General features: G+C 62.5%; 23 protein-coding genes. 9 read left to right on the forward strand and 14 right to left on the reverse strand.

Features of this window, described 5'->3' with window-relative positions; all coding sequences use genetic code 11:
* Positions 1-55 precede the first annotated feature (55 nt).
* On the forward strand, positions 56-1,546 hold the full coding sequence (locus VH564_RS17540; RefSeq protein WP_423341148.1) for an ArnT family glycosyltransferase: 1,491 nt from the start codon (positions 56-58) through the stop codon (positions 1,544-1,546).
* A 40-nt stretch (positions 1,547-1,586) separates the two neighbouring features.
* Here VH564_RS17540 and VH564_RS17545 read toward each other — a convergent pair whose 3' ends face one another.
* The 8 genes from VH564_RS17545 to VH564_RS17580 form a co-directional block, all read right to left on the reverse strand.
* Positions 1,587-2,501, reverse strand: coding sequence for a c-type cytochrome (locus tag VH564_RS17545; RefSeq protein ID WP_423341149.1), 915 nt, complete (start codon positions 2,499-2,501; stop codon positions 1,587-1,589).
* 77 nt (positions 2,502-2,578) lie between these two features.
* The gene (locus tag VH564_RS17550) at positions 2,579-3,019 is read right to left on the reverse strand and encodes a c-type cytochrome (protein ID WP_423341150.1); all 441 of its coding nucleotides are present in this window, start codon (positions 3,017-3,019) and stop codon (positions 2,579-2,581) included.
* A 105-nt stretch (positions 3,020-3,124) separates the two neighbouring features.
* The gene (locus VH564_RS17555) at positions 3,125-3,559 is read right to left on the reverse strand and encodes a plastocyanin/azurin family copper-binding protein (RefSeq protein WP_423341151.1); all 435 of its coding nucleotides are present in this window, start codon (positions 3,557-3,559) and stop codon (positions 3,125-3,127) included.
* Between the two features lie 178 nt (positions 3,560-3,737).
* Positions 3,738-4,229, reverse strand: coding sequence for a DoxX family protein (locus VH564_RS17560; protein ID WP_423341152.1), 492 nt, complete (start codon positions 4,227-4,229; stop codon positions 3,738-3,740).
* A gap of 19 nt (positions 4,230-4,248) precedes the next feature.
* A complete protein-coding gene (locus VH564_RS17565) occupies positions 4,249-5,004 on the reverse strand; it encodes a putative DNA-binding domain-containing protein (RefSeq protein WP_423341153.1) in 756 nt (251 codons plus the stop codon).
* An 8-nt stretch (positions 5,005-5,012) separates the two neighbouring features.
* Entirely contained in the window at positions 5,013-5,867 is an 855-nt protein-coding gene (locus VH564_RS17570; protein ID WP_423341154.1) for a DUF692 domain-containing protein, read from the reverse strand.
* Between the two features lie 75 nt (positions 5,868-5,942).
* A complete protein-coding gene (locus tag VH564_RS17575; protein WP_423341155.1) occupies positions 5,943-6,227 on the reverse strand; it encodes a DUF2282 domain-containing protein in 285 nt (94 codons plus the stop codon).
* A 34-nt stretch (positions 6,228-6,261) separates the two neighbouring features.
* Positions 6,262-6,531, reverse strand: coding sequence for a DUF2282 domain-containing protein (locus tag VH564_RS17580; RefSeq protein WP_423341156.1), 270 nt, complete (start codon positions 6,529-6,531; stop codon positions 6,262-6,264).
* Positions 6,532-6,751: 220 nt separating this feature from the next.
* Between VH564_RS17580 and VH564_RS17585 the strand changes: the two genes are divergently transcribed.
* Both VH564_RS17585 and VH564_RS17590 read left to right on the forward strand, forming a co-directional pair.
* The gene (locus VH564_RS17585) at positions 6,752-7,318 is read left to right on the forward strand and encodes a sigma-70 family RNA polymerase sigma factor (RefSeq protein WP_423341157.1); all 567 of its coding nucleotides are present in this window, start codon (positions 6,752-6,754) and stop codon (positions 7,316-7,318) included.
* Positions 7,305-7,937, forward strand: coding sequence for an NrsF family protein (locus tag VH564_RS17590; protein ID WP_423341158.1), 633 nt, complete (start codon positions 7,305-7,307; stop codon positions 7,935-7,937). Before VH564_RS17585 ends, VH564_RS17590 begins: the two co-directional genes overlap by 14 nt.
* Before the next feature lie 82 nt (positions 7,938-8,019).
* On the opposite strand, the gene VH564_RS17595 is transcribed toward VH564_RS17590, so the two are convergent.
* From VH564_RS17595 to VH564_RS17620, 6 genes are all read right to left on the reverse strand, one after another.
* Positions 8,020-9,390: an alpha-glucosidase/alpha-galactosidase gene (locus VH564_RS17595; protein WP_423341159.1), complete on the reverse strand. Its 1,371-nt coding sequence runs from the start codon at positions 9,388-9,390 to the stop codon at positions 8,020-8,022.
* 23 nt (positions 9,391-9,413) lie between these two features.
* Positions 9,414-11,081, reverse strand: a complete 1,668-nt coding sequence (locus VH564_RS17600) for an ABC transporter ATP-binding protein (protein WP_423341160.1) — start codon at positions 11,079-11,081, stop codon at positions 9,414-9,416.
* A gap of 13 nt (positions 11,082-11,094) precedes the next feature.
* The gene (locus VH564_RS17605) at positions 11,095-12,216 is read right to left on the reverse strand and encodes an ABC transporter permease (RefSeq protein WP_423341367.1); all 1,122 of its coding nucleotides are present in this window, start codon (positions 12,214-12,216) and stop codon (positions 11,095-11,097) included.
* A gap of 11 nt (positions 12,217-12,227) precedes the next feature.
* A complete protein-coding gene (locus VH564_RS17610; protein ID WP_423341161.1) occupies positions 12,228-13,238 on the reverse strand; it encodes an ABC transporter permease in 1,011 nt (336 codons plus the stop codon).
* Positions 13,239-13,357: 119 nt separating this feature from the next.
* Positions 13,358-15,442, reverse strand: coding sequence for an ABC transporter substrate-binding protein (locus tag VH564_RS17615; RefSeq protein WP_423341162.1), 2,085 nt, complete (start codon positions 15,440-15,442; stop codon positions 13,358-13,360).
* Between the two features lie 124 nt (positions 15,443-15,566).
* Positions 15,567-17,033 (reverse strand): alpha-glucosidase/alpha-galactosidase, encoded by a 1,467-nt coding sequence (locus tag VH564_RS17620; RefSeq protein WP_423341163.1) that lies wholly within the window; start codon positions 17,031-17,033, stop codon positions 15,567-15,569.
* A gap of 430 nt (positions 17,034-17,463) precedes the next feature.
* Between VH564_RS17620 and VH564_RS17625 the strand changes: the two genes are divergently transcribed.
* From VH564_RS17625 to VH564_RS17650, 6 genes are all read left to right on the forward strand, one after another.
* The gene (locus VH564_RS17625) at positions 17,464-18,069 is read left to right on the forward strand and encodes a cupin domain-containing protein (RefSeq protein ID WP_423341164.1); all 606 of its coding nucleotides are present in this window, start codon (positions 17,464-17,466) and stop codon (positions 18,067-18,069) included.
* Positions 18,070-18,200: 131 nt separating this feature from the next.
* Positions 18,201-19,142: a substrate-binding domain-containing protein gene (locus tag VH564_RS17630; RefSeq protein WP_423341165.1), complete on the forward strand. Its 942-nt coding sequence runs from the start codon at positions 18,201-18,203 to the stop codon at positions 19,140-19,142.
* A gap of 89 nt (positions 19,143-19,231) precedes the next feature.
* A complete protein-coding gene (locus VH564_RS17635) occupies positions 19,232-20,026 on the forward strand; it encodes an ATP-binding cassette domain-containing protein (protein WP_423341166.1) in 795 nt (264 codons plus the stop codon).
* Complete coding sequence (locus VH564_RS17640) at positions 20,023-21,042, forward strand: ABC transporter permease (protein ID WP_423341167.1); 1,020 nt, start codon at positions 20,023-20,025, stop codon at positions 21,040-21,042. Before VH564_RS17635 ends, VH564_RS17640 begins: the two co-directional genes overlap by 4 nt.
* A 2-nt stretch (positions 21,043-21,044) precedes the next feature.
* Positions 21,045-22,133 carry a phosphotriesterase family protein gene (locus tag VH564_RS17645; protein ID WP_423341168.1) on the forward strand — a complete coding sequence of 363 codons (1,089 nt, stop codon included), beginning with the start codon at positions 21,045-21,047 and terminating at the stop codon, positions 22,131-22,133.
* Between the two features lie 31 nt (positions 22,134-22,164).
* Entirely contained in the window at positions 22,165-22,935 is a 771-nt protein-coding gene (locus VH564_RS17650) for a glutamine amidotransferase (RefSeq protein WP_423341169.1), read from the forward strand.

The raw sequence follows: 22,935 nt of genomic DNA on the forward strand, positions 1-22,935 counted from the left end.
GCCGGCGCAGGCGAGCGCGCAAGCGCAAGATCATCTCACCCGGCGGTTTTAAAGCGTGCGTGAAAGAACAAACGGCAACCTGACCGGCGCCTTCTTGCCAGTCGCCATCTTCCTGGTGCTCCTGACGATCTTCCGTCTATGGGCGATGGCCCATATCGAGCTCAATTCCGACGAGGCCTATTATTGGCTTTGGTCTCGCGTACCCTCGGCTGGTTATTACGACCATCCGCCGATGATTGCCTGGTGGATATGGCTGAGCGGCAACCTGTTAGGCCCAACTGAGCTGGGGGTGCGGCTGCTGCCGATCCTCTCGGTTCTTGTGGCATCCGTCGCGGTCTACGGCATTACCGTCGAACTTTATGACAACGTTGCGCTCGCGAAAAGGGCGGCAATCTGGTTCAACGCCATGCTGCTCGTCAGCCTCGAGGCGATTTTCGCGACCCCGGATGCGCCGTCGATCATGCTCTGGGCATTGGCGGTCTGGGCGCTGGCGCGGCTGCGACGTACCGGCAATCCCCATCTCTGGCTTGTCATCGGCATCCTCGCCGGAGCGGGTTGCGTGGCGAAGTACACGAACTTCTTCCTGGGGCCGGGAATCCTGCTTTGGCTACTCCTCGATGCCCGTGCTGCCAGGTGGCGCTTCAGCCCCTGGGTGCTTTTGGGAGGTCTCGCGGCCGTTGCGGTGTTTCTGCCCGTGCTGGTGTGGAATGCCGAGCATGGCTGGATTTCGTTCGCCAAGCAGTTCGGCCGCATCGCTGACCATCACCTCTTGCTCTCCTCGTTTTTCCAGTTTCTGGCCGGCCAGTTCGGGCTGATGAATCCCGTCATCGCCATCTTCGCCGGCCTTTCCGTCTGGTATTTCTGGCGAAAAGCGACCGAGCGATCTTCCGACCCGTTCGTCTTCTTGATCGCGCTGACCGTGCCGATGCTTGCCTACCTGGTCATCCATTCCGCCCACGACCGGGTGCATCCGAACTGGCCGGGTCCCGCCTATCCGACGCTTGCGATCGCTGCCGCGACAGCGGCGAAAATGGGCTCGGGCAGCATCCATCTGCGGCGGCTTCAGCGCTGGGTGGCGCCGGTCGGGATCGGTCTGTCTTCGCTGGTGCTTTTCTATTTCGCGATGCCGCTCGGCAGCACCTTTCCCTGGACTAGCCCCGCGGACACCGTGCTCGGCTGGCGGGATCTCACGGCCGCTGTGGAGGAAAAGGCTGGGCAGTCCGGTGCCGCCTGGATCGCGACGACGGATTACGGGCTCACCGGGGAGCTCGCCTTTTATTTGCGCGGCGGATTGCAGGTGCAGTCGATCGTCGATCGCCAGCGCTATTCGTTCGACAACCCTGACAGGGCGCTGTTGGGCAAGCCCGCCCTGCTCGTCGTGCGCACCCAGGAGGGCCATCTCGACCAGTACCTGAAGTGCTTCGGTACAGCCGGTCCCGTCGAAGCGCTGAGCCGCCACGCGGGAGATCGCGTCATAGATGGCTATTCCGTCATCCTCGTGTCCGGGGCGGCGGCCGATCTGTTATCCAGAGGTTGTCAGTCCTGAGACAGGACGATCCCAGGCATAGGGCTCCCTGAGGCAACGCCTACCGCGCCGGCACCGCCTTCAGATAGGCGGCGATGGCTTCCCGGTCCGAGGCGGGAAGATGGGCAATATTCTGCTGTACTTCCACCATCGAGCCGCCGACGCTGTCAAAGTCGGGCGTCATGCCGGTTTCTAGATAGCTGGCGATATCGCTTTCGCTCCAGGATCCGATCGACTTGGATCCTGGCGTAATGTCCGGAACGGTGCCCTCGCCTTCCGGATTGGGCGCCCCGGCAAGCCAGCTATCCGCCTTGAAGCCGCCAAGTGCATCCCGTGGCGTATGACATTCGCCGCAATGGCCGGGGCCCTCGACGAGATATTGGCCACGTTTGACCTTGTCGTCCGGGTTGCTCAGCGCAACGCGCGGTTTGTCGTTGAAGTAGAGCAGCTTCCAGCCGCCCAGCAGGAGGCGGACATTGAATGGGAAGGGAAGCTCGTGCGGCGGAGCGACATCGGCGCTCTTCGGCAGCGTTTTCAGGTAGCCGAACAGGTCGTTGACATCGGCGTCGCTCATGCGGCTGTAAGAGCCATAAGGAAAGGCCGGATAGAGATGTTCGCCCTCAGGCCCGACGCCGCGTTTCATGGCGTTGCCGAATTGAGCCAGCGTCCAGGAGCCAATGCCGGCCTTCTCATCCGGGGAGATATTCGGGGCGTGAAATGTGCCGAACGGACTTTTCAGCGGCAGGCCACCGGCAAGCACCAGCTTGGCGTCGCCGGTCGCGCCCTTGACGGCATGGCAACTGGAGCAGCCGCCGGCCCAGAAGACCATCTCGCCCTTTTTGACATCCGCAGGCCCGAGATTGGACCAGGCGCTGTCGGGCAGCGGATTTGGCCTGGTCAGGACGTAGAATCCCGCAGCGCCAATAACCGCGGCCCCGGCGACCACCGCAAGTACGCGCCGAAAGCTTAAGGCCAAGTCCGCTCTCCCAATTCCATTGCCGCGCCATCCCTGGCGGGGCGGCGAAGTGACGCGCTATCCGGGGGGATGCCCGACTATTCCTTGAGGCGATAGGCCTGATGACAGCTGCTGCAATCCGCGCCGAGCTGCTTCAGAGCCGGGCCCAGCGCTGCGGCATCGGCCGGCAGTTGCATGGCGATCATATCGGCATCGGCGGAAAGCTTGTCGGCATGCGCCTTGAAGTCGGCTGCGTTCTCCCAGATCTTCGGGCTGGCAGCCTTGTCGGTCTTGTCCGAGCCCGGCTTGAACTGATCCGGGAACGCCTTGGCGGTCTCAGAAATCGTGGTCAGCGCTGTCTTCACGGCTGCAGCATCATAGGGCTTGTCGCCCTTGGCCATCGCTGCCATCACGCCGACGGAGCCGCCGATCTTTTTCATCATCGCCTCGCGCGCGGCCTTGGTGCCTTCGTCCGCGGCGAAGGCTGCCGTCAGACCCATTGCGATGACGAACGTCGTAACCATTGTTCTAGCGCGCATAGCGTGATCTCCAATCCTGGGGATGGCTCGAGGCATTCGAACAATGCCTGATGCCGTGAATGCAATCGGGGCCGATCCCGCCTCGGGACCGGCCCCGATAAAAGACTAGGGGGTAACCGTCAGCGTTGCGGCCATGCCGGCCTCGTAGTGTCCCTTGATGTTGCAGAACACCAGGTAGCTGCCGGGCTTGAGGTTAACCTTGAGTTCGCCGTTCGCGCCGGGCTTCAGGTCCGAGACCTCGCCGAGGCTCTTCAGCTGCTTCTCGTCGACGCGGTGCTTGGCTGTGTTCAGCGGGATCTTCTGGTCTGCCGACTTGAGCTTGACGACGATCATCTCGTGATTTTCGGTCGTTGCATCGTTGTGAACCGAAAGCACCGCAGGGCCTGCCTTGACCGTCGCCGGGTCAAGCTTGAGGCCCATAGCGCCGCCGCCCTCGCCTGTCTCGACGACCTTGATCGCCGTGTCAGCCCATGATGGAGCCGCGAAGGATACCAGTGCCAAGGTGGCAGCGGTCGCACAGATAATTTTCGAGAGAGTCATCGACAAGTCCTCCTGATTGCACGGCAATTCCATGCAGGCTTGGTCGTGCGTCTGTATTTCACCAGACTTACAGCGGCTTGGTTTACTTAACAAGACCATCATAAACGAGACAAGATCGAAAGATTTGTTGTCGATTATACTCAAGAAATGGATTGTGCGACCGTCGGTCCGTTATCTCTTACTCCAGTCCAGGTCTTCCCCAGAGTCGCTTTGCAATGAAGTGGTCGAGCGACACTCGACCCGGTCCGCCAGCGATGACGACAAGGAAGCAGACGGCCCAGGTGCCGTGCGTCGGCCAGGCGTCGGGATAGACGAAGATTTCGATGACGAGGGTCATGCCGAGCAAGGCCAGGGCCGAGAGCCGGCTTGCAAGTCCGATGACCAGCAGCAGCGGGAAGAGATGTTCGGCGAGAGCGGAAAGATGCGCTGCCAGCCAGGGATCGACGAAAGGCAGCTTGTAGTCCGTCTCGAACAGGTAAATGGCATTGTCGGTCACATGCCAGCCCTCGACCTTGGTCTGTCCGGATTGCCAGAAGACCGCCGCGATCGATACTCTCGACAGCAGAGCGATGGCATCGTGCGGAATTCGGTCGAGGAGGTGCAGCCCGTCGTACAGTTTCTGCGGCAACGTCCGTCCCGACGATGCCGTTGGTGTCATGGCGTTGTTCATCGTGGTCACTCCAGCGGGTTCAAAGGATTGCGGTGAAAGCGCCTGCCTGCAGAATGCCGGCAAGATTGGCGCTCAGATCGAAGTCAGGGCTATCCTCGGTGGCGACAGCGACAGCTTCCGCAAGCGTCCGACCCGCGGCTAGCGACCCGACGAAACTCGCCCCGCCCGGCGGCAGGCGGTGGATATTGACGATCATTTCCGGCCGCACGACCAGCGCATCCTCTGCGCACCAGTCGTCGATCGGCGCGAGTGCCGTCTCGCCTGAATTCATCGCCCAGATTGTCACGGCCGGATGCGCCGAGCGCAGGACCGATAGAGAGGGATGCGGTCGAAGGACGACGTCTCCCAGCCGTTCAGGAGCCACGGCCGCAAGGTCGCTAGCCTCGAGCGGCGCCCGGTCCTCTGCATGATAGGCCCTGCCTCGCGCTACCTCCAGCATAAGGACATCGGGCAGGTAAGGCAGCTCGGGAGCCGGTTCGAAGTCTGCCACGAAGGCGGGGAAATCGTCGCCATAGGCAAGCAGCAGCGGCGAGAGCGGTGGATGCAGACGCATGAATTCATGCGCCATCGCCGTAAAGAACGCGGCGCCGACGATCTGTTCGCAGACCGGAAACCGTGCTGCGAGCGCGCCTGTCAGTGCGATCGCGACATTGTTGCGATAGACGCCGAAGCGGCGTTCCGGTCGAGGTTCATTCCAGGCCACCAAGCCGTCCGGTACTGCTTGCCGTAAATCGCGGACAGCGATCGCGAATTGCCTCTGCGTATCAAGGGACATGGCAAGCCTCACGCGGCCTGGCGCGCGGCGGCGCGTTGGACGATGGCGTCGGCCAGCTCTGCTTCCGCCCGTAAGGTTGGCCAGGATGGCACATCATTGTCCCATTCGACCAAGCTGGCGACCGGACCAGTACGGGCGATCAACGTCTCGTAGAGCTCCCAGACCGGGTCCTTGACAGGGGTATCGTGCGAATCGATCAGCAGCGGCGCGCCCGCGTCGTCGGTGGTTTCGGAATGGCCGCTCAGGTGGATTTCGCGTATGGCGTGGACGGGGAAGCGGTCGAGATAGGCACGCGGATCCATGCGATGGTTGGTCGAGGCGACGAAGACATTGTTGACGTCGAGCAGCAGGCTGCAGCCGGTGCGTCGGACGAGCTCCGCGAGAAAGTCGGTCTCCTCGACGGTGCTCTCTTCGAACAGCACATAGGTCGCCGGATTTTCGAGCAGCATCTGCCGTTTCAGCGTCGTCTGCACTTCATCGATATGGTCTGCGACCTGCGCCAGCGTCGCCGGCGTATAGGGTAGCGGCAGCAGGTCGTTGAGGAAGACGGTGTCGTGGCTCGACCAGGCGAGATGCTCGGAGAAGCTCTCCGGCTCGTAGCGGTCGCAGAGAATCTTCAGGCGATGAAGATGGGCGGTATCGAGCGCCTGCATCGAGCCGATGGAGAGGCCGACGCCATGGATGGACAGCGCATAGTCTTCGCGCAGTCGGGAAAGCTGGGCATGGGGCGGTCCGCCGGCACCCATGTAGTTCTCGGCATGCACCTCGAAAAAGCCGATCGGCTGCGGCGCGGCGTTGATGGCGGAAAAATGCTCGGGCTTGAAGCCGACGCCGGCGCGGCGCGGCAGGACGGAGGATTTCATAGGACGCTCCCCTTAGGTTGATGGAGCGGCGGCACCAGGGCGTGCCGCCAGCTTTTTTTTGCCAAGATGCGCGGATCAGACCGGTGCCGGACCCTGCCTCAGGGAGCCATGTCCCTTGGGGGTGGTCATCTTCACGCAGCTGCCGCCGGGAACGAGCTTCCAGGCATTCTGCTGGTAGTCGACCTTGCTGGTGCCGGCGCAGGTGGTGCCGGCACCGGCGGCGCAATCATTCTGGCCCTTGAGAGCGATGCCGTAGCACTTCTCCTTCGGCGCGTCGGTCGCCGAGGCCTGGACGGCGCCGAGCAGGCTCAGGGCCGTGGCGACGGATGCGACGAAGACGGTGGCAGATACGTTGGTCATGACAGACTCCGATATGGTTTTGGGGGTTGGCCGCTTAGGCCGACTTCAGCATGCCGTGGCCGTGCGGCGTCTTCATCGAGACGCAGGTGCCGGTCGGGACCAGCTTGAAGGACATCTTGTCGTAGTTCATCGTCGACTTGCCGGCGCAGTCATGCTTGCCGGCGGCGCAGTCGTTCTGGCCCTTCATGGCGACGCCGTAGCACTTTTCCTTGGTGTCGGCGGCAAACGCGGCGGGGGCGGCAACGGTGGCGAGTGCGGATGCCAGCGAGCCGGCGAGTGCCAGGGTAGCGATGGTGTTCTTCATGGTCTTCATCTCCCGTAAGGTGAGCCGTGATTGGCTTACATCAGGGTCTACGGCGGCGACGGGAGCGTTGTTACAGGCCGGCTGAAATCTTTTTGCGGTGGCATCTTGCCGTCCTTGCCAATGCGAGGGACAAGGTCTGGCGGCGGATTTCGGCAATCGGAAAAGATATTTGCGGCCTCGGTAACAATACCGTGCGTCACGCCGTAGAGGATAATGTGGGTTGAAACATTCAGCGCGCGAAGAGCAATGGGCGGATTGGATGCGCCGGGCCATCGGTGGCGACACGCAGGCCTATAACCGCTTTCTGACGGCAGTTACGCCACACTTGCGTGCCATGGCCCGCAGGCGCTGCGAGCAGCTGGGGGCACCTGCGAGCGAGGCCGAAGACGTGGTGCAGGAAGTGCTGCTCGCCGTGCATCTGAAGCGCGGAACCTGGGACCCCTCCCGTCCGATCGGCCCCTGGCTGTCGATCATCGTTCGCAACAAGCTGATCGACAGCCTGCGGCGACGCGGCCGGCGGGTGAACGTGCCGATCGAAGACGTCATCGAGACGCTGGAGGCAGAGCCATCAGGCGATGGCTTTGACCGGCTGGATGCAGAACACCTGCTGCAGAGACTGAAAGATCCGCAGCGCGATATTGTCCGCTCCATCTCCCTGCAGGGAACGAGCATCAGCGAGACAGCCGCAAGGCTGAAAATGACCGAAGGTGCCGTGCGCGTCGCACTGCACCGGGCCCTGAAGTCCCTGGCAGCCTTTTATCGGAGTGAAACGCGTGAAGACCAATGATCTGATCAGCCTTTTGGCGCAAGACGCCCCGGTTCGCCTGCGGCTCGGTCGCATGCTGGCGCTGGCCTTGGCGGTCGGCATCCTCGTCTCGGCCGGTCTGTTGCTGTCGACCGTCGGCATGCGGGCCAACATGGGCAGCGCCATCGAGACGATCCGCGTGATCTTCAAGCTCGTGGTGACGTTCGTCCTCGCGGTTGCGGCCTGCGGCCTTGTCTTCCGGGTCGGCCGACCCGGCGCATCACTGACAATATCGGCCTGGTTGCTGCTGCCCGTCGCGGCGCTGGTCATTGCCGTTGCCAGCGAGATGTCCGTTGTTCCCGCAGAGGCCTGGAGGGCGAACATGATGGGACGCCACGCGGCCTTCTGTGTCTTCTTTATTCCCGTGCTGGCGCTGGCGCCCCTGGCAGGCTTCCTGCTGGCGCTGCGCAACGGAGCGCCGGAAAGTCCCGGGCTCGCCGGCGCTGTGGCTGGCCTTGCCGCCGGGGCGATCGCCGCCGCCACTTATGCCTGGCATTGCCCCGACGACAGCCCGTTGTTCGTCGCCGCCTGGTACACGCTTGCCATTACCCTCGTGACAGGGCTCGGCGCACTGCTGGGTAGCCGACTGCTCAGATGGTGATCGGCCGCTGGCGCAATTCGTGACATGAACAAGCGCCGCAGCTTTGCTGCAGCGCCTGTTACGTTTCGGACTGACCGGATGATCAGGCGGCGCGAACGGCCTTGTTCGTCCGCGCCCATTCCGGCAACCATTCGCCGTGGGCTGCCAACAGGTCGTCGACCAGCGACCATATCTGGTCGAGATCGAGTTCGGCGGCGGTGTGCGGGTCCATCATCGCCGCATGGTAGATGTGCTCTCGATTTTCCGTCATCAGCGCCTGGACGGTCAGTTCCTGGACATTGATGTTGGTGCGCATCAAGGCGGTCAGCTGTGGCGGCAGGGCACCGATATAGGTCGGCTGGATCCCGGACGCATCAACCAGGCAGGGGACTTCGGCGGCGCAATTGGCCGGCAGCGAGGTGATGCAGCCGTTGTTGCGGACGTTGCCGTAGATGACAGAGGGTTCGCCGGTCCAGACCGAGTTGATGATCGACGAGGCATATTCCTTCGACTGGGCGACTTCGATCTTGTCGGCGCTGCGATACTTGTCGGCCTGGCTCTTCCACTTGGCGATCTGCTCGATGCAGCGCTTCGGATATTCATCCAGCGGGATGCCGAACTTCTCGATCAGGTCGTCGCGGCCCTCCTTGATGAAATAGGGCGTGTATTCGGCAAAGTGCTCGGAGCTTTCGGTGACGAAATAGCCGAGCCGCGTCAGCATCTCGTAGCGCACCTTGTTCGGGCAGCGCGGGTTCCAGGTGGGCTTCGGCGCCCTGCCCTCGCGGTAGCCGCGCACCAGATCCGGGTAGAGATCGCGGTAGGAGCCGTCGGGCTGGCGGTGCTCGAATTTCAGGTAGAAGGCCATGTGGTTGATGCCGGCCGAGCGATAGCGGATTTCCTCGTAGGGAATCTCGAGGTCGAGTGCCAGCTCCATCGCCGTGCCCTGGACCGAGTGGCAGAGGCCCACCTGCTTGATGGTCGGGTATTTCTCCGAGATCGCCCAGGTGTTGATCGCCATCGGGTTCACATATTGCAGCATGATGGCGTCCGGGCAGACCGCCAACATGTCTTCGCAGATGTTCCACAGATGGGGCACAGTGCGCAGTCCGCGCATGATGCCGCCGACGCCCAGCGTATCGGCGATGGTCTGGCGCAGGCCGTATTTCTTCGGCACTTCGAAGTCGGTGACGGTGCAGGGCTCATAACCGCCGATCTGGAAGGCGACGACGACGAAATCGGCCTTGTCCAACGCGCGGCGCTGATCGGTGAAGGTCTCGACCGTGGCCGAGGCACCGAGCGTCGAGGCAAGCTTGCGGGCGACGACGGCGCTCTCTTCGAGACGCTCCGGGTTGATATCCATCAGCGCGATCTTGGCGCCCGACAGAGCCGGACGTTGCAGCACGTCGCCGATGATGTTCTTCATGAAGACGGTCGAGCCGGCGCCGATGAATGTGATTTTGGGGTTGTTTGCCATGTTATTCTCCGGGCAATGGGTGTTCAGGCTACCTCGAAAGCGGCTTTGACGAGCCGTTCGGTGTAGGCGGTCTGGGGGTGGGAGAGGACGTCTTCGACGGGTCCCTGCTCGACGATATTGCCATTCTGCATGACGATGACGCGGTGGCAAAGGGCCCTCACGACCTTGAGATCGTGCGAGATGAAGAGATAGCTGAGGCCGCGCTCGTCCTGCAGCTTGCGCAGGAGATCGATGATCTGCGCTTGGACCGAAAGATCGAGCGCCGATGTCGGCTCATCCAGCAGCATGAACTCCGGCTCGAGCGCGATTGCCCTGGCGATGGCAATGCGCTGGCGCTGGCCGCCGGAAAATTCGTGCGGGAAGCGCGACAGGATGTTCGATGGCATGCCTGAGGACACCAGCGCCTCCTTCACCCGCTCCAGCCGCTCCGCCTTGTTGGCGCCGATATTGTTGACGATCAGCCCCTCCTCGATGATCTGGCCGACCGGCATGCGCGGATTGAGCGACGAGAACGGGTCCTGGAAGACGATCTGCATGCGCGAGCGCAGCGGCCGCATCTGGTTGCGCGTGTGGTCGTGGATCGGCTGGCGGTCGAAATAGATCTCGCCGCTTTCGGCGTTGATCAGCCGCAGCAGCGCCTGGCCGAAGGTGGTCTTGCCGGAGCCGGATTCGCCGACGATGCCGAGCGTTTCGTGACGGCGCAGCTCCAGATCGAGACCGCCGACCGCCACCAGCTCGCGCATCTCCGGCTTGAAGAAGGTGCCGTGCTTGAGCATGAAGGAGACGCGCACCGCCTTGGCCTCGAGAATGGGTTCGCATCCCTCCGGCAGGGGCTTCGCATGCCCCTTCGGTTCCGATGCCAAGAGGTGTCGGGTGTAGGGATGCTGCGGATTGGCGAACAGCTGCTGCGTCGTGTTGTGCTCGCGCATTTCGCCGAGCTGCATCACGTAGACGTAGTCGGAGAACTGTTTGACGACGGTAAGGTCATGGGTGATCAGGATGACAGCCATGCCGAGCTGCTTCTGCAGATCGCGGATCAGGTTGAGGATCTGCGCCTGGACTGTAACATCCAGCGCCGTCGTCGGCTCGTCGGCGATCAGCACATCCGGATCGTTGGCGAGCGCCATGGCGATCATCACCCGCTGCCGCTGGCCGCCGGACAGCTGGTGCGGATACTGGTTTAGCCGTGCCTTGGGGTCGGGGATCTGCACCTTTTCCAGCAGTTCCAGCGCCCGCTTGTAGGCATCCTGCCGGCTGACGCGACGGTGGACGCGGATGGCTTCGACGATCTGGCTGCCGATCGTGTAGATCGGGTTCAGCGAGCTCATCGGCTCCTGGAAGATCATCGAGATCCGGTCGCCGCGCAGCTTGCGCCTTTCGCGCTCGGAGAATTTGAGAACGTTGCGGCCGTCGTATTCGACGGTCGATTTGGGCGAGATGACGGCTCGCTTGGTCAACAGCCCCATGACGGTGCGCGCCGTTACCGATTTACCGGAACCGGATTCTCCGACGATGGCGATGGTCTCGCCGCGATAGAGCTGGAACGAGATGTCCTTGACGGCCTCGACCATGCCGTCCTCGACCTTGAAGTTCACCGCGACGTTGCGCGCGTCGATGATCGGCGTCGTGGTGCGGCCGGGATGATCGAGCCGGAGCATGGGGGCGAAATTTTCGACGACAGAAAGAGCCATGGTGCGTCCTCCTTCAATAGGGATCGACGGCATCGCGCAAACCATCGCCGAGCGCATTGAACGCAAAGACGGTGAGGAGCACGAAGGCGACGGGGGTGAGGATCCAGGGATAGGAGCCGATGACCGAATAGGTCGAGGTGTCCTGCAGCATCAGCCCCCAGGAGATCAGCGGTGGCTTCACGGCAAAGCCGAGGAAACCAAGGAAGGATTCGAGCAGCACGACGCTCGGAATGGCGAGCGTCACCGAGACGATGACGTGGCTCATGACGTTGGGGAAGATGTGCTGCAGGATGATGCGCCGATCCGTGGCGCCGACCGCCATCGCCGCGCGGACATAATCGATGCGGGCGAGTGCCAGCGTCTTGCCGCGCACCTCGCGCGACATCTGGGCCCAGCCGAGCGCCGACATGACGAAGATGACGAAGGCGAGGAAAACGTTGGTCGGCGCGGTGACCGGGATCAGCGATGTCAGCGCCAGGTAGAGCGGCAGTTGCGGAAAGGCGAGCACAAGATCGACGAAGCGCTGCATCCAGGCATCGAAGGTGCCGCCGAAATAGCCTGACACCATGCCGACGCTGGTGCCGACGACGGTGACGATGAACACCACGGTCAGCGCTATGATCAGCGACACGCGCGAACCGTAGATGGCGCGAGACAGCACGTCGCGGCCGAACTTGTCGGTGCCGAGGAAGTGCACGGCCTGGCCGTCCGTCGAGCCGAACAGATGGCGATTGCCGGGGATCAGGCCGAACAGGCGGTAGCTGTCGCCCTTGACGAACAGGCCGATCAGCCGCGGATTGTCGTAATCGGGTCCGACGACGGGCTGGAAGGTGACGGGATCGAGCGCATCGGTTTCCGCCAGCGCATAGACGCGCGGCTGGAACACGAAGCCGCCGTCCTTGTCGTGAAAGCTCACCACCTGCGGCGGCGCAAAGCCGCTGTCGGTTGCTTTCGGGTCCATCGGCGCGACGAATTCGGCAAAGACCGACATCAGCAGCAGCAGAACGACGAGGACCAGCCCGCCCATGCCAGTCCAGGAGCGCTTCAGACGACGCCAGACGAGGGCAGGATAGCTTTCGTTGCCGCCGCGCAGCTTGACCGTCTCTACGGCGGGCTTGGAGTTTTCCGTTTCCATGGCAGCGGACATCAGAAGGCGCCTCCCTGTTGGCGGACGCGAGGGTCGAGAAGGGCCAGCAACAGGTCGGCGATGATGTTGCCGACGATCAGCGTTGCCGAGAGGACCATCATGAACGTTGCCGTCACATAGACGTCGCCGACCGCCATCGAGCCGACGATGGCGGGGCCGACCGTCGGCAGGGCAAAGATGATCGCCGTCTCGATCTCGCCTGTTAGCATGTAGGGCAGCACGACGCCCTGGTACATGACGAGTGGATGCAGCGCATTCGGCACGGCGTGGCGCATGATGACGGCGCCTTCGCTCAGTCCCTTGGCCCGGGCGGTCTCGACATATTGCGCGTTCAGCGTATCGAGCAGATTGCCGCGCATGATGCGCATGTTGTAGGCGAGCCCGCCGAAGGTGGCGATGGCAACCACCGGCCAGACGTGGTGGATGAGATCGCCGAGCTTGGCGAAGGACCAAGGCGCGCCGCCATATTGCGGCGAAAAGAAACTGCCGATTTCCGAGACGTTCAGCTGGAACACCAGGAGATAGACGATGATCAGCGCCATCAGAAAGCGCGGCACCGTCATGCCAAGGAAGGCGACGGCCGACAGCACGCTGTCGATCCAGCTGTATTGCCTTGTGGCGGCGATGATGCCGAAGGAAATGCCGAGGATCGACGCCAGGATATGGCAGACGAGCGCCAGGATCAGGGTGCGCGGCAGGCGCTCGCCGACGACGTCTGCGACCGGCTTGTTGTAGAACATGCTGTAGCCGAAATCGCCGCGCGTGACGATGCCGGTGATCCAGTTCAGATACTGCACGGGCAGAGACTTATCGAGGCCGTGTTCGACGCGATAGGCCTGCGCCTGTGCATCGGCCTGGGCGAAGGAGGCGCCACCCTGGTTCATGGCCTGCGAACGGATGTAGTCGGCATAGTCGCCGGGCGGTGCCTGGATGATGGTGAAGGTCACCAGGCTGAGAATGAAAAGGATCGGTATCGCCGAGGCGATGCGGACCAGTAGAAATCGCAACATGGGATCGTTCGCTTCTCTTGTTGCCGTCGGAGGGTTAGGACGTTCGGCGGAACGTCCTTGCACTTGGAAGAGTACCCGGCCACCTTCGTTGCGACCGGGTACCCTTTTGCCTTGGGAGGCTAGTCTATCGGCCCCTTGCCACCGGGTGCACCGGGCAGTTGCTGCGGAAACAGCTCGTACTTGCCCTGCTTGTCGGCGGCGACGAACATCCGCTCGCGGATGATCGCATCCTCGGCCCAGTTGAACATGAAGATCGGCGTTCCCTGCGGCACGTTCGAGAAGCGCTTGTTGATGATCAGCGCGCCCGGATATTCCGTCAGCCCGACCGTATTGACGTTCTCGGTGTAGATCTTCTGGTACTGCTTCATCAGGCTGGCGCGCTCGTCGTTGTCCTGCGTGGTGATGAACTTGCGGACGACATCCACCAGTTGCTGCTCGAAGGGCATCAGGTCGAGCTCGCCGCTTTCCGGAGACCGATGGTGCCAGCTTGTCCGCGGCCCGAGCGGCGCAAGCTGCTCGGTGTTCTGCACCACGGACGACAGCTCCGTGCTGTTGCGCCTGACCATCCAGTCGAAACGACCGGAATAGTTGGCGGCGTCGCGCTGCGTGCCGGTCAGGGAGTTGAGGATCACCCGGATGCCGAGTTTCTCCATCTGGGCAATCACACCCTCGGCAAGGCTCTTGTCCGTGCCGTAGTCGTTGTTGACCAGCAGCACGATTTCCACGTCCTTGCCACCGGCAGTGCCGGCCGGGAAGTTGACGATGCCGTCGCCATCCGTGTCCTTCAGCCCGGCCTTTGCAAGCTCCGCCTTGGCGGCGGCAAGGTCGTAGGGGTAGTAGACCGTCGATTGCCGGTCGTAGAAGCTGGTGCCGGAGGAAATGCCGCCTGGATAGATCGCCGTGAACGGACCCTTGACGAGGGATTCGCCGATCGACTTGCGATCCAGCGCCATGGTAACGGCCTTGCGGAAGTCGAGATTGCGGTTGAGCTCGCGAACGGCCTGCGCCCGCTCATCCGGCTGACCCCAGCCGTTGGCCGAGAAATTCATATGCAGATTGTAGCCCGTCAGGCGCGGACCGAAGGCAAGGCGCGCCGGCGCGTCGGGCTGGGCGGCCCGCTTCAGCGAAGCAACGAAGTTTTCCGGCTGCTCGAGGTTGGAAATGTCGCCGGAGCCGGCAACGGCCTGGACGTCGCGGTCTGCCCAGGTCGAAAGCTTGTAGTGCGCCTCGTTGATGTAGGGCAGCTGATTGCCCTTTTCGTCGACCTTCCAGTAGTACGGGTTGCGACGCATGACGATAATGTCGTCCGGGCGGTACTCCACCGGCACCCAGGCGCCCATGACCGGCATGTTCATGAACTCGGGGGGGAAGGCATTCTTGAACTGCTCGTAGGTGTTCTTCGAATATTTCGGATGCTGCGGCTTCAGGATATGCGACGGGCCGGGGCAGAAGGTGCCATAGGCCATGGCGAATAAATACTGCCGGGGAAAGGCTTCCTTGAACGTCCACTCGACGGTGTAGTCGTCGATCTTCTTGAGCGTCGTGCCGACACCGAATGTCTCTGGCGTCGCGCCGTTCAGCGGCGAGACGTTGGGATCGACGACCTCGTCGTCCCAATAGAACATCACGTCGTCGGCATTGAAGGCGACGCCGTCGGACCACTTGGCCCCTTCGATGAGATGCATCGTCAGCTTGTGGCCATCCGGCGACCAGTCCCAGCTCTTGGCAAGGTTGGGCAGCGGCTCGGTGTCCTTGGCTTCGACCTGGAAGAGTGGCGCGGTGCGCGTCAGGCATTCGGAGAGGCCGATGTCGATGCCGCCCCAGCCCTGCGTCTGGCCCGCGCCATAGTTCCAGCCCTCCGGACGGCCGCCGATGACGTGGCGCAAAGTGTCGCCGTAGACACCGACGCCGTCAGGCATGTTGCCGGTCTTGAAGACCATCGGTTCCTTCGGAAGGCGATCCTTGACCGGGGGCAGCTTGCCGGTCTTGACGAACTTCTCGGTGACCCAGTCCGGCTCGTGGTATTCCGGCAGCGCCTTGAACTCCAGAATGGAATCGCGGGCGACATATTTGATCTTGCCTTCCGACGGGAAGGTCGGCGCCACCGGTGCGACTGTCACCTCGGCGGCATGCGCATTCATCGCGATGACCGACGCTGCCAGCGCCAGCCCTGCGAAACGTCTGATGGATCGGAAATGGCTCATTGTCTTCTCCCCTCTCTCGCGAGCGCCTCTTTCAAAAGCGGCTCTGCTCCTCCAAATCGGGACGAACGGCATTTGGCGGACGCCTCTCCTCAAGCGCTCCGCAGCCATTTCCGCCCCCGCTCACTCAGCTGGCCTGCTTGAGGCCAGCCTTCTCCACGCGCAGTTCCTCGATCGACCGGACGTTGCGGGTCGCGGCGCCCTTCCAGTCGCCCGTCTTGACCTTTGATTTCGATAGCCTTTCCTTGGCCGGTTCGATGGCATCGGCATATTGCGGCAGCCAGCGCGCCTGGGCGACCACCATCTCGTCGACCATCTGCCAAACCTCTTCCGGCGTCGATACGGCGCCGACCAGGGGATCGTGGAGGACGGCGAGTTTCAACAGGTCGATGTCGCCCGTCACAGCTGCGTGCACCGACATGCGCTGGACATTGATCGAGGCAATGCAGGTGGCGGCACAGGCTTCCGGCAGGGTGATGCCGGCCACCATGTTGATCCCGAAGCGGTCGACAAAACCGGGCGATTCGATGATCGCGTCGGCCGGCAGGTTGGTGATGATTCCGTTGTTCTTGACGTTGAAATGGCCGCGATACACCCGGTTGGTTTCCAGCGCTTCCAGGATGTGGCTGGCGTGCTCGTTGGAGCGGCGGGCCGGATTGATCGGCGCGGAGGCGGATTCGAGGATCTGCTGGAATTCCGTCTCGAACCAGTTGCGCGTTTCCGTCGAGTGCCTGAGATAGCCGCCGGTCTCGCCGTGGATCCAGTCCGACATGTCGATCCATTTGCTGATCTCGTCCGGCCGCTTGCGGTACCAGGGCAGGTATTCGGAAAGATGGCCATTGCTCTCGGTCGAGTAGACCCCGAAGCGCTTGAGGACATCGATGCGCAGCTTTTCCTGCTGCGAGAAGACGGGATGTGCCTCGAAGGCGGCAACCAGCTCCTCCTTGCCGATCTTGCGCCCCTTGAGCCTGAGGTCGACGAACCAGGTCTGGTGGTTGATGCCCGAGCAGATGTAGTCGAGCTCGTCCTTGGAGGCTGCACCCAGCACTTCGGCGATCTGTTCGGCGCCGTGCTGGACGCCATGGCAGAGGCCGACCGTGTCGACCTTGCCGTATTCGATCGCGGCCCAGGTGTTCATCGCCATCGGGTTGGCGTAGTTCAGGAACTTGGCGCCGGGCTCGGCGACTTCGCGGATGTCCTTGCAGAAATCCAGTATGACAGGAATATTGCGCTGGCCATAAAGGATGCCGCCGGCGCAGATCGTGTCGCCAACGCATTGGTCGATCCCATATTTCAGCGGGATGCGGATATCGTCGGCATAGGCCTCGAGACCGCCGACGCGCACGCAGCTGATGATGTAGCGCGCGCCCTCGATCGCCGCGCGGCGATTGGTCGTCGCTGTCACCCGGGTCGGCAGCTTATTGGAGCCGACGATGCGGTCGAGGATCGCCTTGATCATTTCAAGATTGTGCTCGCTGACGTCTGTCAGCGCGAATTCGACGTCGCGGAACTCCGGAACGCATAGGATATCGGTGAAAAGCTTCTTCGTGAAGCCGACGCTGCCTGCACCGATGATAGCGATTTTGAAGCTCATGATCCTCACCTTGTCATTCAATCGAGCACTGCGCTGTCGCGCTGACGCAAGGGCTCTCCGCCACGCGGCAACCGCCCTCAAGCAGCCTCTCCGATCCTCGCCACCTCTCCCTGGTGGCTGGCTCGACGCTGCCTTCCGGTCGGGATTATGCCGATAAACGATCCTGCCACCAGAGAACTATTATGCTTTCATGGGTAATTTTGTGCTGCCGGATTTCGGTCAGTACGTCCCGTCTCCTCCCCCTCGCAATCGACGCGCGAAGACGGCTCTGGTGGTGAAACTTGGCATTCGTCAGGTCCCGACCGGCGGCGCCAGGAGAGAACGTGGCCGCCTTGCCACTTGCCGCAATGCAACGTCTGGACAGGATGCGCGCTCGTCCCGTAAGCTTGCGGGATTGATTTTTGCTCAAGACAACAGCCTGGCATCGCAGATGAACAAGATGGATATTCCCGCAGCCCAAGACGGGCGGACCTTTGCCCACTCGCGGCTCGGCACCCGGCTGCGGCTGGCACGGCAGACCTTGGGTATGACGCTGAAGGCACTGGCGACTGCGGCCGACTGCTCGGAAAGCCTGCTGTCGAAGATCGAGAACGGCAAGGCGTCTCCGTCTCTGCCCATGCTGCATCGCCTGGTCGAGGTGCTCGGCACCAACATCGGCTGGATGTTCGAGGAAGCCGACGGCGACGAGGGCATCGTCTTTAGGGCCGGCGACCGGCCGCTGATCGCGCTCGATCCGCTCCGGCGCGGCGAAGGCATTTCGCTCGAGCGGGTCATCCCCTATTCGGCCGGCCATCTGCTCCAGTGCAACATCCACCATATCGAGGCGGGCGGCGAGAGCGCCGGGCCGATCCAGCATGCCGGCGAGGAGGTCGGCTACCTCTTGGCTGGTGAGATCGAACTGATGGTGGGCGAGAGAACCTTTCAGCTTGCGCAGGGCGACACTTTCGTTTTCAAATCGGAACTGCCCCATTGGTACCGCAATATCGGCACCGAGCGGGCCAGTATTTTCTGGGTCAACACGCCGGCGACATTCTAACCGGCCGCAGTTCTTCTTTTCGGCGCCAGAAGCGAATTCAAGTCTCTTGACAAGCATTCAAGTCTCTTGAATGATGCCCTTGCTTGAAGCCAATGAGCCCGGTCACGGGCCTTTCCGCAAAGGGGAACTACATGCGATTTTCCAGATATCTGATGGCCTGCACCGCCGCCGTCTCGCTGACGCTGGCCTTCGGCTCGGCTGCCGCCATGGCCAAGACATTCGCGCTTGTCACCATCAACCAGCAGGCCCTGTTCTTCAACCAGATCAACGACGGCGCCAAGGCTGCCGCCAAGACCGCCGGCGCCGACCTGGTGATTTTCAACGCCAACAACGTTCCGAGCGCGCAGAACGACGCGATCGAGACCTACATCACCCAGAAGGTCGACGGCATCATCCTCGTCGCCATCGACGTCAACGGCGTCAAGCCGGCCGTGACAGCCGCCAAGAAGGCCGGCATCCCGGTCATCGCCATCGATGCGCAGATCCCGGATGGCGACAACATCGCCTTCGTCGGCGTAGACAACACCAAGGCCGGCGGCGATATCGGCAAGTTCTATGCCGACTACGTCAAGACCAACATGAAGGGCTCGGCCAAGATCGGCGTCGTCGGCGCGCTCAACTCCTTCATCCAGAACCAGCGCCTCGACGGCTTCAAGAAGGCCGTGACAGACAGCGGCGAGAAGGTCACCTTCCTCGACACCGTCGATGGCCAGAACGTCCAGGACGTCGCCTTGAGCGCCGCTGAAAACCTGATGACTGCCAATCCCGATATGACAACGCTCTATGCCACCGGCGAACCGGCCCTGCTCGGCGCCGTCTCGGCTGTCACCAGCCAGGGTCGCACCGGCGATATCAAGGTCTTCGGCTGGGATCTGACCAAGCAGGCGATCGAAGGCATCGATGCCGGTTGGGTTGCAGGCGTGATCCAGCAGGATCCGGCCGGCGAAGGCAAGGCTGCCGTCGAAGCCCTCGACAAGATCTCCAAGGGCGGCTCGGTCGACAAGATCATCAACGTGCCGGTCACCATCGTCACCAAGGAAAATGTCGACAAGTTCAAGGACATGTTCAAGTAAGACCGCTTGAATCGTGCGACCGCGGCCGGCAAGAGGCCGCGGTCCTTTTGACAGCTGCGGAGCCAAGCTCCCTGTCAGGTGGAAACCCGATGACCAATGCCGATACCTACCGCGTCAAGATGACCGGTATCTCCAAGCGCTACAACACCATCCAGACCCTCGACAACGTCTCGCTGACGCTGAAACCGGGCGAAGTCCTCGGACTCGTCGGCGACAACGGCGCGGGCAAGTCGACGCTCAGCAAGGTGCTTTCGGGCGCCGTTATCCCAGACGCCGGTACCATCGAGATCGATGGCAAGACCGTATCCTTCACTTCTCCGGCCGATTCCCGCGCTGCACGCGTCGAGATGGTCTACCAGGACCTCTCGCTCTGCGACAGCGTTGATGTCGCCGGCAACATTTTCCTCGGCCGCGAGCCGAGGCGCAACATCGCGGGCGTCCCTTTCCTCGACAACAAGAGGATGCACGATGAAGCCCGCGACATGCTCGACCGGCTCGGTATCGTTATTGCCGACACGCGGCTGAAGGTCGAAAACCTCTCCGGCGGCCAGCGTCAGTCGATCGCCATCGGCCGCGCCGCCTCGTTCAATCCCTCGGTGCTGATCATGGACGAGCCGACCGCAGCGCTCGCCGTCGCCGAAGTCGAGGCCGTGCTGGAGTTGATCCGCACGGTGAGCGCCCGCGGCGTCAGCGTCATCCTCATCACCCACCGCCTGCAGGACCTGTTCCTGGTCTGCGACCGTATCCAGGTCATGTATGAAGGCCGCAACGTCGCCGAGCGGCGGATCGAGGACACCAGCATCGAAGAGGTCGTCAACCTGATTGTCGGCCGCAAGTTCAACGCCCGCTCCGCCGGCCACAAAGACCAGGGGATACCGGCATGACCATTTCCACCACCGAACCCTCCCTGCACGCCGCCGCACCACCGCGCGTCCACAAGACCCGGCTGCGCGACAAGGCGATGGCCAACGGCAGCATCATCTCCATCGCGCTGTTCTTCATCGTGGTCTGCGTCGTCTTCTCTGTTGCAACAAGCGCATTCATGACGGCACCCAATCTGCTCAACGTCGTGCGCCAATCGGCCCCGCTGCTGATCGTCGCTGCGGCTATGACCTTCGTCATCACCACAGGCGGGATCGACCTGTCGGTCGGATCGGTGCTGGCTTTGACGTCGACATTGTCCGCAGCCTCGTTGCAGGCCGGCATCCCATGGCCGGCGGTCGTCCTCTTGATGCTGGCGCTCGGCGGTTTCGTCGGCGCGGTGCAGGGCTTCTTCATTGCCTATGAGCGGATCCCGTCCTTCATCGTGACGCTGGCCGGGCTTTCGGTCATCCGGGGCCTCGCCCTCTTGATAACAGGCGGCTATTCCATTCCGATCGATGCGGAAAACCCGTTCACGGTGCTTGGCCGCGCCTGGTTTCTCGGTGTTCCCGTCCCCGCGCTGATCGCGCTCGTCATCCTCGGCGTCGGCTATATCGTCTTCAACCAGACACCGTTCGGCCGCTATGTCACGGGAGTCGGTGCCAATGCGGAAGCGGTACGCCGCGCCGGTGTCAACACACGCCTGACGACATTGATGGTCTATGTCATCTCGGGGACAGCTGCTGCTGCTGCCGGCATCATCCTTGCCGCCCGTCTCGGCTCTGGCTCGTCCAATGCCGGTCAGGGCTTCGAGCTCGATGTCATCGCTGCCGTCGTGCTCGGCGGGACCAGCCTGTTCGGCGGCCGTGGGACGATCCTCGGCACCGTGCTCGGCGCCCTCACCGTCGCCGTCATTGCCAACGGCCTGATCCTCGCCCATATGTCGCCCTTCCTGACGCCGATCGTCACCGGGTCCATCATCCTCATCGCCATCTGGCTGAATTTCCGCATCTTCAAGGGTGCCGTGAGGAGCCGCTGAGCATGGATCATCTGTTCGACACCACGCCAGCTGAGCGCGCCGAGATCGGCGTGCGCTCCGGCACGGCGATGACGGTTCTAGGCCCCGTCGCCGTCGATGACCTCGGCATCACGCTGATGCACGAGCACATCCTTCTCGATGGCGCCCGCACCTGGAAGTGCCCGTGCCATCCCGACGAAAAGGCCATCGCCGAGCAGCCGGTTAGCATGGAGATCATCGGCGAGCTCCGCATGAACCCCTACATGAACCGCGACAACGTCTCGCTCGACGATAGCGACCTCGCCATGACGGAGCTCAAGAAGTTCCAGGTGCTGGGCGGCCATACCGTCGTCGAGACGACGAATATCGGCATCGGCCGGGACCCGGTGAAGCTCGCCCGCATCTCGCGCATGTCCGGCATGAAGATCATCATGGGCACCGGCTTCTACCTGCAGCACACCCATCCGGAATGGCTGAAGGCCATGGATGTCGACGCGGTCACCGAATTCATCGTCAACGATGTCGGCGGGGGCGAGACGCAGCCGGAAATCATGGCCGGCATCATCGGCGAAGTCGGTGTCAGCAAGGATTTCACATCCGAGGAGCTGAAGTCGCTGCGTGCCGCGGCGCGGGCATCGCGCATCACCGGCCTGCCCCTGACCATCCACCTGCCCGGCTGGGAGCGGCTGGCTCACAAGGTGCTCGATGTTGTCGAGGAGGAAGGGGCCGATCTCAGGCACACGGTCCTCTGCCACATGAACCCCAGCCACAGCGACCTGCCCTACCAGAAGAGCCTCGCCGAGCGCGGCGCCTTCCTGGAATACGACATGATCGGCATGGATTACTACTATGCCGACCAGGACGCGCAATCGCCGTCCGACGAGGAGAATGCGCGGGCCCTGCGTTCGCTGATCGACATGGGGTTCGTCGACCGGCTGCTTTTGTCGCAGGACGTGTTCCTCAAGATCATGCTGACCCGCTACGGCGGGTTCGGCTACGGCTTCATCCTCAAACATTTCGTGCCGCGGCTGAAGCGCCACGGCGTCGATCAGGCCGCCATAGACCGGATGCTGGTCGACAATCCAAAATCCGTCTTTTCCGCAGCGGTCTGAACCGCAAACACAGTCTTTAAAGGAGTAAAGCATGCCCAAGAAGAAGGTCCTTCTCGCCGGCGAATCCTGGGTGTCGACCGCCACCCACATCAAGGGCTTCGACCAGTTCCCGACCGTTACCTACCACACCGGCGCCGACGAGCTGCTGACAGCGCTAAAGGACAGCGATTTCGACGTCACCTTCATGCCGGCCCACGAAGCCCAGCGCGACTTCCCGCAGACCATCGAGGCGCTCTCTGCCTATGACGCCATCGTTCTGTCTGATATCGGCGCCAACACGCTGCTGCTGCATCCCGACACCTGGATCCATTCCAAGCCGACGCCGAACCGCCTGCGCCTGCTGCGCGATTATGTCGGCAATGGCGGCGGTCTCCTGATGTTCGGCGGCTACTACAGCTTCCAGGGCATCAATGGCGGTGCCCGCTACCACAAGACGCCGATCGAGGACGTCCTGCCGGTTGACTGCCTCTCGGTCGACGACCGCGTCGAAGTGCCGGAAGGCTTTGCACCCGATGTCAACGGCAACGCAGACCATCCGATCCTCAAGGGTCTCGGCAAGGACTGGCCTATCCTGCTCGGCTTCAATGAAGTCACCGTCAAGCCGGATGCCGAGATCCTCGCCACTGTCTCCAGCGACTATGGTTCGCTGCCGCTGCTGGTCGCCGGCTCCTATGGCAAGGGCCGAACCGTTGCCTGGACCTCCGACGTCGGCCCCCATTGGCTGCCGCAGAGCTTCATCGCCTGGAGCGGCTACAAGACGCTGTTCGAGCAGATGCTTGCCTGGGCAACCACCAAGGATTGA

The organism is Rhizobium sp. HT1-10, assembly GCF_049472505.1.
Lineage (GTDB): Bacteria > Pseudomonadota > Alphaproteobacteria > Rhizobiales > Rhizobiaceae > Rhizobium.